14 protein-coding genes are annotated in these 12,899 nt (G+C 63.6%); 6 read left to right on the top strand and 8 right to left on the bottom strand.

Going from position 1 to position 12,899, the window contains the following annotated elements:
* Window positions 1-12: 12 nt before the first annotated feature.
* The 3 genes from C4K38_RS13950 to C4K38_RS13940 all read right to left on the bottom strand — a co-directional run bounded on the left by C4K38_RS13950 (window position 13) and on the right by C4K38_RS13940 (window position 2,377).
* Complete coding sequence (locus C4K38_RS13950; protein WP_053278875.1) at window positions 13-1,299, bottom strand: arsenic transporter; 1,287 nt, start codon at window positions 1,297-1,299, stop codon at window positions 13-15.
* A 41-nt stretch (window positions 1,300-1,340) separates the two neighbouring features.
* The gene (locus C4K38_RS13945; RefSeq protein WP_053278874.1) at window positions 1,341-1,688 is read right to left on the bottom strand and encodes a metalloregulator ArsR/SmtB family transcription factor; all 348 of its coding nucleotides are present in this window, start codon (window positions 1,686-1,688) and stop codon (window positions 1,341-1,343) included.
* Between the two features lie 131 nt (window positions 1,689-1,819).
* Window positions 1,820-2,377, bottom strand: a complete 558-nt coding sequence (locus C4K38_RS13940; protein WP_053278873.1) for an NADPH-dependent FMN reductase — start codon at window positions 2,375-2,377, stop codon at window positions 1,820-1,822.
* Window positions 2,378-2,603: 226 nt separating this feature from the next.
* Between C4K38_RS13940 and C4K38_RS13935 the strand changes: the two genes are divergently transcribed.
* On the top strand, window positions 2,604-2,840 hold the full coding sequence (locus tag C4K38_RS13935) for a hypothetical protein (protein WP_053278872.1): 237 nt from the start codon (window positions 2,604-2,606) through the stop codon (window positions 2,838-2,840).
* Window positions 2,841-2,926: 86 nt separating this feature from the next.
* The gene (locus C4K38_RS13930) at window positions 2,927-3,820 is read left to right on the top strand and encodes a LysR substrate-binding domain-containing protein (RefSeq protein ID WP_053278871.1); all 894 of its coding nucleotides are present in this window, start codon (window positions 2,927-2,929) and stop codon (window positions 3,818-3,820) included.
* Here C4K38_RS13930 and C4K38_RS13925 read toward each other — a convergent pair.
* From C4K38_RS13925 to dnaQ, 3 genes are all read right to left on the bottom strand, one after another.
* Complete coding sequence (locus tag C4K38_RS13925) at window positions 3,817-4,407, bottom strand: GNAT family N-acetyltransferase (protein ID WP_053278870.1); 591 nt, start codon at window positions 4,405-4,407, stop codon at window positions 3,817-3,819. The two genes, C4K38_RS13930 and C4K38_RS13925, sit on opposite strands and share 4 nt — an antisense overlap.
* A gap of 14 nt (window positions 4,408-4,421) precedes the next feature.
* Complete coding sequence (locus tag C4K38_RS13920) at window positions 4,422-6,677, bottom strand: Orn/Lys/Arg family decarboxylase (RefSeq protein ID WP_053278869.1); 2,256 nt, start codon at window positions 6,675-6,677, stop codon at window positions 4,422-4,424.
* Between the two features lie 119 nt (window positions 6,678-6,796).
* The gene (dnaQ, locus tag C4K38_RS13915; RefSeq protein ID WP_025809199.1) at window positions 6,797-7,555 is read right to left on the bottom strand and encodes a DNA polymerase III subunit epsilon; all 759 of its coding nucleotides are present in this window, start codon (window positions 7,553-7,555) and stop codon (window positions 6,797-6,799) included.
* A 194-nt stretch (window positions 7,556-7,749) separates the two neighbouring features.
* Here dnaQ and C4K38_RS13910 point away from each other — a divergent pair, with 194 nt between their 5' ends.
* Complete coding sequence (locus C4K38_RS13910) at window positions 7,750-8,073, top strand: DUF2388 domain-containing protein (protein ID WP_053278868.1); 324 nt, start codon at window positions 7,750-7,752, stop codon at window positions 8,071-8,073.
* A gap of 143 nt (window positions 8,074-8,216) precedes the next feature.
* On the top strand, window positions 8,217-9,167 hold the full coding sequence (locus C4K38_RS13905) for a glycerophosphodiester phosphodiesterase family protein (RefSeq protein ID WP_053278867.1): 951 nt from the start codon (window positions 8,217-8,219) through the stop codon (window positions 9,165-9,167).
* Window positions 9,168-9,183: 16 nt separating this feature from the next.
* Here the strand turns inward: C4K38_RS13905 and rnhA are convergent, their stop codons facing one another.
* Window positions 9,184-9,636, bottom strand: a complete 453-nt coding sequence (gene rnhA / locus C4K38_RS13900) for a ribonuclease HI (protein ID WP_009048707.1) — start codon at window positions 9,634-9,636, stop codon at window positions 9,184-9,186.
* 83 nt (window positions 9,637-9,719) lie between these two features.
* Window positions 9,720-10,484, bottom strand: a complete 765-nt coding sequence (locus C4K38_RS13895) for a class I SAM-dependent methyltransferase (RefSeq protein WP_053278866.1) — start codon at window positions 10,482-10,484, stop codon at window positions 9,720-9,722.
* 65 nt (window positions 10,485-10,549) lie between these two features.
* On the opposite strand from C4K38_RS13895, the gene gloB reads away from it, so the two are divergent.
* Entirely contained in the window at window positions 10,550-11,317 is a 768-nt protein-coding gene (gloB, locus tag C4K38_RS13890; RefSeq protein WP_025809203.1) for a hydroxyacylglutathione hydrolase, read from the top strand.
* 99 nt (window positions 11,318-11,416) lie between these two features.
* On the top strand, window positions 11,417-12,874 hold the full coding sequence (locus tag C4K38_RS13885) for a transglycosylase SLT domain-containing protein (protein WP_053278865.1): 1,458 nt from the start codon (window positions 11,417-11,419) through the stop codon (window positions 12,872-12,874).
* The last annotated feature ends 25 nt before the right edge of the window (window positions 12,875-12,899 follow it).

The raw sequence follows: 12,899 nt of genomic DNA, 5'->3' as shown, positions 1-12,899 counted from the left end.
ACATCAGCGCCCTCACATCACCGACAAGCGCAGGGCCAGTGCCGCCAGGGTCACCAGCAGCACCGGCAGGGTCAGCACGATGCCGACCTTGAAGTAGCGGCCCCAGCCGATATGGATGTCCTTGCGATCCAGCACATGCAACCAGAGCAAGGTGGCCAGGCTGCCGATCGGGGTGATCTTCGGCCCCAGGTCGCTGCCGATCACGTTGGCGTAGATCATTGCGTCCTTGACCACGCCGCTGGCCTGGCTAGCGTCGATGGACAGCGCGCCGATCAGCACCGTCGGCAGGTTGTTCATGATCGATGACAGGACCGCGGTCAGCAGCCCGGTACCCATGGCCGCGCCCCAGATGCCGTAGTCGGCGAAACAGTCGAGCCAACCGGCCAGGTGGGTGGTCAACCCGGCATTGCGCAGGCCGTAGACCACCAGGTACATGCCGAGGGAGAAAATCACGATCTGCCACGGCGCTTCCTTGAGCACCTTGCGGGTGGAGATCTTGTGGCCCTTGGCCGCGATGCCCAATAGCAAGGCCGCGCACACCGCGGAAATCGCGCTGATGGGAATGCCCAGCGGCTCCAGGGCAAAACACCCCAGCAGCAGGATGATCAGCACCCACCAGCCGGCGACGAAGGTGGCCTTGTCATGGATCGCGCTGGCGGGCGGTTCCAGCTCCTCGGGGTCGTAGGCTTGGGGAATGTCGCGACGGAAGAACCACAGCAACACCGCCAGGGTCGCGGCCACGCTGACCAGGTTCACCGGCAGCATCACCGCCGCGTACTGGTTGAAGCCGATATTGAAGAAGTCCGCGGAAACGATGTTCACCAGGTTCGACACCACCAGCGGCAGGCTCGCCGTATCGGCGATAAACCCGGCGCCCATGACGAACGCCAGGGTCGCGGCCCGGGAGAAGCGCAACGCCAGCAGCATGGAGATCACGATCGGCGTGAGAATCAGCGCCGCGCCGTCGTTGGCGAACAGCGCCGATACCAGCGCCCCCAGCAACACCATGAAGGCAAACAGCTTGCGCCCGCTGCCCTGCCCCCAGCGCGCCACATGCAAGGCGGCCCAGGCGAAAAACCCGGCCTCGTCCAGCAGCAGGCTGATGATGATCAAGGCCACGAAGGTGCCGGTGGCGTTCCAGATGATCTGCCAGACCACCGGAATATCCGTCAGTTGCACCACCCCGAACAGCAACGCCAGCACCGCGCCGAACACCGCGCTCCAGCCCACGCCGAGGCCCTTGGGCTGCCAGATCACCAGGGTAATGGTCAGCAGGAAAATCAATGAAGCAGTCAGCATGCCGGACAGCCTTGAGCAGGAAAAGTGAGGTGGATGGGAATTCAGCAGCAGCGCACGGGGCGATCGGCCATGGTCTGCAGCCGTTGCAGGTCAGCCTGCAGCCAGGGGCTGTTGGCCTCCAGCGTGTCCTGCAGCAGTGTGGTCACCCAGGGTGACAATTGCGGGTGCAGCCGGTAGTAGATCCACTGCCCCTGGCGGCGGTCGGCCAGCAGGCCGCAGCTGCGCAACAGCGCCAGGTGCCGGGAGATCTTCGGCTGGCTCTGCCCCAGGGCGGCGGTCAGCTCACAAACACACAACTCGCCTTCGCGGGTCACGAGCAAGGCGATGCGGCTGCGGGTTTCGTCGGCAAGCGCCTTGAACAGTTCGGCGGGGTTGAGAGTGTCGGACACTGGGGCCACTCCAGGCATTTGGAGCGGCGAATATATGAATATTCAGATATGCGGTAAAGCGCTTTTCTCGCGACGAGGGGAATATCCCATCAGCCGCGGGAGCCGGCTGGCCGACTCCCGCGGTGCCAGGATCAGAGCTTTTTGTGTTGCTCGACCCACTGGGCGTAGGCGTTGATGAATTTCTCCAGGAACGGCTTGAGCGACTCGGACAGCTTGCCCGCCTCGTCGAAGGCCGAACCGGCGCCGCTCAGGTAGGCTTCCGGCTGCTGCATGCACGGCACATTGAGGAACACCAGGGACTGGCGCAGGTGATGGTTGGCGCCAAAACCGCCGATGGCGCCCGGGGATGCGCTGATCACGGCCCCCGGCTTGCCGCTCCAGGCGCTCTTGCCGTAGGGTCGCGACCCCACGTCGATGGCGTTTTTCATCGGTGCGGGAACCGAGCGGTTGTATTCCGGAGTGACGAACAGCACGGCATCGGCGGCGCTCACCTGCTCGCGGAACGCCTTGTAGGCGGCCGGCGGGTCTACATCGATGTCTTCGTTGTAGAGCGGCAGGTCGCCGATCTCGACAATCTTCAACCGCAGGTTGGCCGGCGCCAGTTCCGCCAGGGCCAGCGCCACTTTCCGGTTGATCGAGGCCTTTCTCAGGCTGCCGACCAGCACTGCAATCGTGTAGACGTTGCTCATAGTGAATTCCCGACTTCTGGTTGAGGAGGCTGGTAGTTATAGATGATCCACCCCGCCCACAGCCACCCGCCGCAGGAAATTCCCTGAGCGCTTCCAGGCGTCACGCTGTTGCACGCCAGTTGCAATCAGGGCCGCGGACTATTTTTTTTCCGTCGCTAAACTTACTTTGCCCAGGCAGGGTCTACAGGACCGCGAATTGAGTGTTTTATCTCCAGAGGCTCTAAAGATGGCAGCAGTACTCGTCGGACAATTTCATGCAAGGGACGCGGAAGGTCGTGTCTATTCGGTGCATGAGTTCCAGGAATCCACCCCCTCTTCAGAGGGCATCGCCGGCTCGGAGCCCGTCACCACCTATCGCCTGGCCATTGGCGACCGCGTCAACAAAATGGACGACAACCAGTTTCTCCTCGTGCAATCGGGCGTCACCCTTATTCGCGAACCCGAGACCATTCTTCCCTCATAACGTGCCGTTATGAGCAGAAGTCATATGCGCAGACATGAGTTAGGATTCAGTGTGAATCCCTCACCGGCTGGACATGGACTTCAAGCATGCGTTTACGTCATATCGAAGTGATTCAGGCGCTCCTGCAAACCGGTCACCTGGGCACGGCCGCCGAGCTGTTGCAACTGCCGGTGGCCGAGGTGGAAGCGATCCTGCGCGACGCAGAAAGCCAATCGGGTTTCATGCTCTTCGCCAGTGTTCGCGGACGCCTGCAAGCCACCCGGGAGGCTCGCGAGCTACAACCGGCGATCGCTACCCTGTATGACGCCTTCGAGCCCGTGCAACGTCTGGCCGACAGCCTGAAGCAATACCAGGCGCCGCCCTTGCGCATCATTGGCACCCCGCCCCTGGCCCAGCAGTTGTTGCCACAGAGCATCGCCGCCCTGCGCCGGCGTTTTCCCGACACCCCGTGCAATCTCGCCAGCCAGAGCACCCGCGACATGGTCAAGAGCCTGTTGCTGCGTGAAGGCGACCTGGGCCTGAGCCTGCACAATCCCGATCACCCCGATATCCAGTGCGTCGCCCTGGCACAGGGCAAGCTGCAACTGCTGGCCCCTCACGGCTGGCTGCAACCGAAGCAGAAGTACATTTCCCTGCAGGACCTGGCGGGCCAGGCCATGGTCGGCCTGGAAGGCCAGGATCCGCTGAGCGTGACCCTGGACAGCAAGTTGCAGAACCTGCGCCCCAGCCCGAGCATCCACACCCGGGTACAGACCCATCAGATGATGCGCAGCATGGTCGAGGCCGGCGAAGGCCTGGCGATTGTCGACCCCTTCACCGCCCTCGGCGCGCGCGAGGGCGGCCTGGACGTCTGTCCGCTGTCGCCACCGATCCTGGTCACCCTCTATGCCCTGACCCGCGGCGGCAGCCCGTCCTCGCCCACCCTGGAAGCGCTGCTGGAAACCCTCACGGAAAAGGCCGAAAGCATGCTGGCCGGCTAGACCCCGGCTTCCCGCGCCAGCTCGTCGTTGAACAGCCGATACCAGAAAATCGCCACCTCGGCCGTAGTCGGATCGATCCCACGGTAACGCAGGTGATCGATGCCACCGACCACATAACCGCAGCGCTCGTACAAGCGGCAGGCCCCCAGGTTGTTGTTCTGGGTCTCGAGCATGATGCCTGGCAGTTTTTTCTTGCGGCTCCAGAACTGCGCCACATCCAGCAAAGCCTTGGCCACCCCGTGGCGCCGCGCCGGCGCGTGCACCGCCAGCTCGTCGATATGGGCGTAACCGTTCCAGTTGGTGCTGACCACCACATGGCCGACCGGCTCGTCGTCCAGGTAGGCCATGAACACCGCGCTGTCGGCGGCATCGCGATAGCTGCTGAATTCTTCGGGGTCGATGCCGTAGCACTTGCGGTACGGGGTGATGTGGTGCAACGGCCACTTGGCCACTGCCTGTTCGCTCTGCGCCTGGGCATAGGCGCTGACTTCGAAGCTGAAATCGCTGCCCCAGACATACGCGGCGAAACCCTCATCGGCGACACGCACCGACAGGCCGGGGTACTTGGGATTGATCATTGGCTGCATAGCGGGAAACGTCCTCAAACCTTGATGCAATCGACGGTGTACTGCCGCCCATTGCCTTCGTCTTCATGCTGCAATCCATGCACATCCGCGACAAAGCCGGGAAAGCTGCTATCGAACGTACGGGCGAAAGCCAGGTAATCGATGATCGAGCGGGTCGATTCGGTGAAGCGCTCGCCCGGCATGATCAGGGGAATGCCCGGCGGGTATGGCACCAGCATCACCGCCGCCACCCGCCCGGCGAGGGCATCGATGGACACCGCCTCGACCTCGCCCCGCACCAGTTGATCGTAGGCGTCGGCGGGCTTCATCGCCACCTCCGGCAGCACGGTGTACATGCGCTTGAGGTGCTTGGCCGTGGCATTGCTGCGGTAACAGGCATGCAACTGGTCGCAGAGGTCGCGCAGGCCCATGCCCTGGTACCGCGCCATGTCCTGCTGGGCGATGCTCGGCAGGCAGGCGGCAAGGCTGACATTGGCGTCGTAGTTGCGCTTGAACTCCAGCAACTCGGTCAGCAGCGTGCTCCACTTGCCCTTGGTGATGCCCATGGAAAACAGCACCAGGAAGGAATACAGGCCAGTCTTTTCCACCACCAGGCCGCGCTCCCAGAGAAACTTGCTGACCACCGCCGCCGGTATCCCGCGCTCGCTCAAGGCGCCGCCAGCGGTGAGCCCGGGCATCACCAGGGTGACCTTGATCGGGTCCAGCAGCACATAGTCGTCGGTCACCCCGGCGAACCCGTGCCACTCGCCCTCCGGCTCCAGCAGCCAGTCCGCGGTGCTGACCTGATCGATGCCTTCCACCCGCTCTGGCTGCCAGATGGAAAACCACCAGTCGTCGGCGGCGATGTGCTGGCGCAGGTTGGCCAGGGCGCGGCGAAAGCTCAAAGCCTCGTCGAACATTTCCTGCAGCAGCGAGCGCCCCGCCGGCCCTTCCATCATCGCCGAGGCCACGTCCAGCGAGGCGATGATGCTGTACTGCGGCGAGGTGGAGATGTGCATCATGAAGGCTTCGTTGAAGCGGTCGCGGTCCAGCTGCCGGGCGCCGCCGTCCTGCACATGGATCATCGAGGCCTGGCTGAAGGCCGCCAGCAGCTTGTGGGTGGAATGGGTGGTGAACACCAGCGGGCTGTCGGCGCTGCGCGAGGTGCCCATGCCGTAACGCCCCTCGAAGAACTCATGGAAGGCCGCGTAGGCGTACCAGGCCTCGTCGAAATGCAGCACCTCGACGCTGTTGCCCAGGCTCTGCTTGATCAGTTCGGCGTTGTAGCAGAGGCCGTCGTAGGTCGAGTTGGTGACCACCGCCAGCTTGACCTTGGCCGGCCGCCCCTGGGTCAGCGGGTTGGCGTCGATCTTGGCCTGGATCGACTCGCGGCTGAATTCGCTCAGGGGGATGGGGCCGATGATCCCCAGTTCGTTGCGCTCCGGACAGAGGAACAGCGGGATCGCGCCGGTCATGATGATCGCGTGCAGCACCGACTTGTGGCAGTTGCGATCCACCAGCACCAGGTCGTCGCGACCGACCATGGAGTGCCAGACGATCTTGTTGGCGGTCGAAGTACCGTTGATCACGAAAAAGGTGTGGTCGGCGCCGAAATTGCGCGCTGCCCGCGCCTCGGCTTCCGCCAGGGGCCCGGTGTGATCGAGCAGCGAGCCCAGTTCCGGGACAGACACCGACAAGTCAGAGCGCAGGGTGTTCTCACCGAAGAACTGGTGAAACGCCTGGCCCACCGGGCTTTTGCGATAGGCCACGCCACCGCCGTGCCCCGGGGTGTGCCAGGAATAGTTGGAATCGGCCGTGTGCTGCACCAGCGCCTTGAAGAATGGCGGCAACAGGCCATCGAGGTAATTGCGCGCCGCCCGCGCCACCTGGCGCGCCAGAAACGGCACGGTGTCTTCGAACAGGTAAAGGATGCCGCGCAGCTGATTGAGCTCGCTCATGGCGTCGGCCGGGGCATTTTCCAGGGTCACCTGCTCGCCCAGGGCGAAGATCGGCAGGTTTGGTGCGCGCACCCGGGCCAGGCGGATCAGTTCCACCATGTTCTGCAGCAGGTGGGTGTTTTCCCCGGCGCCTTCGGCGGCGATCAGCATGCAGGCCAGGCCGTGATGGGTCGAAGCCACCAGGCGCCCTTCGGCATAGTCCACCGCGGAAAAGATACTGAAGCCTTCTTGCTCCAGCTCCCTGGCGATCCCCCGCACCCGGTCGCCGGCGACGGTGTCGGCCTTGATGTCGCGATGCACGATAAGGATGGGGAATTTCAGGTCTTTGTACATGGCACCAGGCATCCTGAGGCTGCGGACAAGGGTCCGCCAATCACCTCAGGGTAGAAGCTCGGGGGCCGGCGCGGAACCCCGTCAACGACCTCCTGTAACAAAAGGTCGCCCACGAACAACTACTGCTGCTGGGCCTTGGCTTCGGCCAGCTGGGTCCAGAGCGCCGGGGCGCCGGCGGATTTGGCGATAATCTCGAGACGCACCTGGTGCTCGGCCAGTTCGGCTTCGCTGGCGCGAATGATCCGCCCGCGCTGGCGATCCGCCGACAGGCGACGGATTTCGCTGGCGCGGTTGCCCGAACCTTCGCTGCCGTTGCCGTCCGAGGCGTTGCCGGCCAGGGACAGGCTGGTCTGGCCGCCGGTCATGGTCAGGTAGACGTCGGCGAGAATCTCCGAGTCGAGCAAGGCGCCGTGCAGTTCACGGCCGGAGTTGTCGACGTCATAGCGTTTGCACAAGGCATCGAGGCTGTTGCGCTGGCCGGGGTGACGTTCCCGGGCCATCAACAGGGTGTCGAGGATGCTGCAGTGCTGGGTGATGTCGGCGCGGTCGTGCTGGCCCATCAGGGCGAATTCGTTGTTGATGAAGCCAACGTCGAACGCCGCGTTGTGGATGATCAGCTGCGCGCCCTGGATGAACTCGAAGAACTCGTCGGCGACTTCGGCGAAGCGCGGCTTGCCCACCAGGAACTCGTTGGTGATGCCGTGGACGCCGATCGCGCCCTCGTCGCTCTCGCGATCCGGTTGCAGGTAGACGTGGAAATGCCGACCGGTCAGGCGCCGTCCGATCAACTCGACGCAACCGATCTCAATGATCCGGTGGCCGTCGGTCACCGGCATGCCGGTGGTTTCGGTATCGAGTACAACAGATCTGTTGGCCATCAGGGGTCAGTTCTCAACGGTGGAAGTCTTTCAAGGCGCGGGATTTTAGCACGCTCTCGCGGCATGGCACGCATGGCGGATTCGCCTGGCGCCGGCCTGCGCAGTTTTTAACAATCATTCGCAAAGCTCATGCAGTTCGCCGCGCGGCGGCTTGTTAGGGTCCGCACGATATTTTCAACGGACTCCAGCCTGCCATGACCCCCTGCAAAACCCGCCTGACCTTTCTGCTTTGCGCTTGCCTGTTCGCCGATATCGGCCAGGCCACCAGCCTGGTGATCAGCACCGACATCACCATGAGCCTGGCCTTGAGCACCACCGAAGGCAGTTCGAAAGCCACCAGCTCGTTCAAGGACGACAAGCTAGTGCTCGCCGCCAAGACCGATGCCGCGGCCTTTGTCGCCAGCGCCGGCGAGATCCGCGGTGCCCAGCTGGAAGCCGCCATGCGGCACATTCGCCAAACGCTCGGCAACCCAGGGTACTCAGACCTGCAACTGGCCAGCGCCATCCTTACCCTTTGATCGCCCCGGCACCGCGCCACTAATTCACCCTGTGCATCACGCGTTTGTTTAAATGGGCGAGGCCATTGCGCTACCGTACGGCCACTCAGGCGGGCGGGTGCTGGCACCCGGCCTTGCACTCACTTCCAGGAAACCGCCCTCCCATGCTCAAGACTCGACAGATGATCCCACTGCTGTTGGCCGCGGCCTTCATCAGTGGCTGCTCTTCCCTTCCGGCAACTGGCCCCGACGCCGGGCAAGGCCCCTTGATCGTCGCCCATCGCGGCGGTGCCGCAGACTTTCCCGAGAACACCCTGCTGGCCATCGACAACGCCCTGCGCAACCGTGCAGACATGCTCTGGCTGACGGTGCAACTGAGCCGCGACGGCGTGCCGGTGCTGTACCGACCGGCGGACCTGAGCGCCAATACCCCGGTGTCCGGCGCGGTCAGCGAGAAAACCCTGGCGCAGTTGCAAACACTGAATGCCGGCTGGAACTTCAAGCAGACCGCGGCCGATGGTCAGGTGACATTTCCCTATCGCTCCCAGGCGGTGACCATCCCCTCACTGCAACAGGCGCTGGCGGCGATCCCCGACGCCGTGCCGGTCATTCTCGACATGAAGGCCCTGCCCGCCGCTCCCCAGGCCAAGGCGGTCGCCCAATTGCTGGAGCAGCTGCACGCCTGGAACCGGGTGCTGATCTACTCCACCGATGCCAGCTACCAGCAGGCGTTCGCCCAATACCCTCAGGCGCGGCTGTTCGAGTCCCGAGACAACACCCGGGATCGACTGGCCAGCGTCGCCCTGGCCCACAGCTGCACGGCGCCGCCAGCGCCAGCCAGTTGGGTGGCTTTCGAGTACCGGCGCCCGGTGCAGCTGGTCGAGACCTTCACCCTGGGCGAAGCCCGTTCGAAGGTAGATGCCCGGCTGTGGACGCCCGCCGCGGTGGATTGCTTCCAGTCCCGGGGCAAGGTGCGGATGCTGGCGATCGGGGTCAATACGGCCGAGGATTACCAGGCGGCCGCCTGCCTGAAGATGGATGCGGTGCTGGTGGATTCGCCCCGCGCGATGGGGGAAATGAAGCAGCGGCTCGAACGGCCGCTGCGTTGCAACTGACTACCCGTTCAGGGCATCAGGCCTGCTTGTAACCGCGGACCTCGTCGACGCCGCGGTTGGCCAGTTGGTCGGCCCGTTCGTTGCCGTGGTGGCCAGTATGGCCGCGCACCCATTTCCAGGTGACCTGGTGGCGGTTGACCTGCTCATCGAGCTGCTGCCACAGGTCGGCATTTTTCACCGGTTCCTTGGCCGCGGTTTTCCAGCCGCGCTTTTTCCAGTTGGCCATCCACTCGTTGATGCCCTTCATCACGTACTGCGAGTCGGTGACCAGGATCACCTGGCACTCGCGCTTGAGCTCTTCCAGGCCGCGGATCGCTGCCATTAGCTCCATGCGGTTGTTGGTGGTGTTGGCTTCGCCGCCCCAGAGTTCCTTCTCCACGCCCTTGAACACCAGCAGTGCGCCCCAGCCCCCTGGGCCAGGATTGCCCTTGCAGGCGCCGTCGGTGAAGATTTCTACGCTATCGCTCATGCCAGACTTCCAATCGAAAATACCTGTGGCTTGCCGATCGTCGATCGACAACGCCCAAGCCGGGCAGATTCGGCCCGGCTGAATTAAAGAGGGGGTTCACTGTGCCGGCGGTTGACCTTGGCCATCGGCAGCGGCACCAGCTTGCCCATCGGCTCGCGGCGTACCTGGCGCACCGGGCGCAGGCCGACCACTATCTTGCGCGCCACCAGCAGGTAGAAGCCGCCGCCGGACAGTTGCCAGTCACCGGCCTTGCGCTCCCAGCCGGCCAACCGAGCCTGCCAGGCCGCCGAGGCAAGCGGCGGACGATAGCACCCGAAGCGGCGTTTCTCCAGCGCGAAGCCCAGCAGGTTCAACCAGTCGGCGACCCGCGACGGGGAAATGCAGCGCGCCTGGCGCAAGGCGTCATGGGCGAACACATGCCGCAGGCCCCAGCTGCTCCAGGGATTGATACCGATGATCAACAGATGCCCGCCCGGCCGCACGGCGCTGGCGGCTTCGCGCAGCAGGCCGTGGGGCGACAGGCAGAAATCCAGGCCGTGCTGCAGCACCACCACATCGGCGGCGTGCTCGCTGAGCGGCCAGGCCTGCTCTTCGCAAACGATCTCCACGCCAGGCAGCGGCGCGCCCAGGCGTACATTGCGCTGCACCTGGGGCGCCGCCGGCGGGGTTTGCGCCGATGGGCCGTAATGCACCAGGTAGCCGCCGAAGAAGCGCCCCAGCTCGTCGTCGAGCATGCGCCGTTCTTCATCCAGCAGAAATTGCCCCAGTGGCCCGGACAGCCACTCACGGGCGGCACTGATCAGAGCCAGCCAGTCAGGATCGGCCTGAGCGAACGCTTTATCGGTCATTGCATTCTCCAACCCGCCAAGAAGTTCTAAGATGCGCCAATGTTTTCCGCTTGGCGACTCCAACGATGATACAGATCAGTGCCCTGCCCGCGTTCACCGATAACTACATCTGGTTGTTACAGGACCATCGCCATCAGCGTTGCGCGGTGGTCGACCCGGGTGACGCCGCACCGGTACAGGCCTGGCTCGCCCGGCATCCGGGTTGGGAGTTGAGCGATATCCTGGTGACCCATCACCACCACGACCACGTCGGCGGTGTCGAACAGCTGAAAAAAGCCAGCGGCGCCAAGGTCTGGGGCCCGGCCAACGAAAACATCCCGGGGCGCGACGTGGCCCTGAACGACAACGACCAGGCCAACATCCTTGGCTGGGACTTCGACATCTATGCCGTGCCCGGCCACACCCTGGGGCATATTGCCTACTACCATCACGGCCTGCTGTTTTGTGGCGACACCCTGTTCGCCGCCGGTTGCGGGCGCCTGTTCGAGGGCACGCCGGAGCAGATGCACCACTCCCTGAGCCGCCTGGCCGCGCTGCCCGAAGACACCCTGGTGTACTGCACCCACGAATACACCCTGAGCAACCTGCGTTTTGCCCAGGCGGTGGAACCGGACAACCCGGACATCGCCGAGCGCCTGCGCAAAGTCAGCGAACTGCGGGAAAACGGCCGCATGACCCTGCCCTCCACCCTGGCCCTGGAAAAACTTACCAATCCCTTCCTGCGTACCGGTGAAACATCCGTTAAACAAAAAGCAGACGAACGGAACGGCCTCGATAACCGGGCTCAGAGTGCGGTTTTTGCTGCCTTGCGGGCTTGGAAAGATAAGTTCTAAGCGGGTTGCCTGTTGGTACGAAAATTCTGAATGGTTGACCTCACCGGGTGCGCTTTCTAGAATCGCCCGACATTTTTGCCCGGAACTTACTTCCAGCCAATGTCGTCATCTATTCGTAAATCCATCAATTCAGACGCATTGACGCGGTTGGCTCAAGCCATCGCGGTGGCTGTGTCCGCCACCCTGGCGGGCTGCCAAAGCACGAGCCACGTCCCGCAAACCGACGCTTCGCACACCCAGAATTTCAACGCCCGCATCAAGCAGAAACCCATCTGGCTGAATGAAAAACCCAGCCCGCAATTGCCCCAGGACGTCTGGGAGCGCATGCGCGAAGGTTTCCAGTTGCAGGAAGGCATCGGCGTCAACCCGCGCATCGAACAGCAGCGCCTGTGGTTCGCCAGCAATCCATCGTTTCTCGAGAATGCCAGCGAACGCGGCAGCCTCTATATCCATTACATCGTCGAGCGTCTTGAAGAACGCAACATGCCGCTAGAGCTGGCCCTGCTGCCAGTGATCGAGAGCGCCTACAACCCGATGGCCTATTCCCGGGCCGACGCGGTAGGCCTCTGGCAGTTCATCCCGTCCACCGGCCGTTCCTTCAACCTGCGCCAGACCCGCTTCTACGATGGCCGTCGCGACATCACCGCCTCGACCACCGCGGCCATGGATTACCTGACCCGCCTGCACGACATGTTCAACGGCGACTGGCTGCTGGCCCTGGCGGCCTACAACGCCGGCGAAGGCACGGTCAGCCGGGCCATCGAGCGCAACGAGAAGCTCGGCCTGCCCACCGACTACTGGAACCTGCCGCTGCCGTCGGAAACCCAGGCCTACGTGCCCAAGCTGCTGGCCCTGTCCCAGGTGGTGCTGGCGCCCGAAGCCTATGGCGTCAACCTGAACCCGATCGCCAACGAACCCTACTTCCAGGTCGTCGAGATCAACCAGCGCATGGACCTGTCCAAGGTCGCCGCGGTGGCCAACATCGACGAGGACGAGCTGGTCCAGCTCAACCCGGCCTTCAAACAACGCACCACCATCGACGGTCCCCAGCACCTGCTGGTGCCGACGTCCAAGGCGCAACTGCTGAGCGCCAGCCTGTCGACCATGAAGCCCGAAGAGCTGATCAGCCAGCGTTCGCTCAAGCCAGTGTTCGAGGGTGCCGACAGTCGCGAAATGGCCCAGGCCAAGCGCAACTACCGGGTCAAGCGTGGCGATAACCTGTCGCAGATCGCCAAGGCCAACAAGGTCGACGTCAAGGACCTGCAACGCTGGAACAAGCTGAGCGGCAAGCAGCTCAAGGTCGGCCAGACCCTGGTCATGCAGGACACCAGCAAAGCCAAGACCAGCAGCAAAACCAGCGCCAAGGCCTCCGGCAAGAAGACCATGGTCGCCAGCGCCGACAAGAAGTCGACCCAGTACAAGGTCAAGCAAGGCGATTCGCTGTACATGGTGGCCAAGCGCTTCAACGTCGAGATGCAACACCTCAAGCGCTGGAATCCCCGCGCCGGCCAGGCTCTCAAGCCAGGCCAGATGCTGACCGTCTACCTGCCTCACTAAGGCTGGCTGGATCGAAAAAGATCGC

Source organism: Pseudomonas chlororaphis subsp. piscium, from assembly GCF_003850345.1.
In the GTDB taxonomy this organism is placed as follows: Bacteria; Pseudomonadota; Gammaproteobacteria; order Pseudomonadales; family Pseudomonadaceae; genus Aquipseudomonas; species Aquipseudomonas piscium.
Note: the sequence above shows the minus strand (reverse complement) of the source record. Positions and strands in the feature narration are given on the sequence as shown.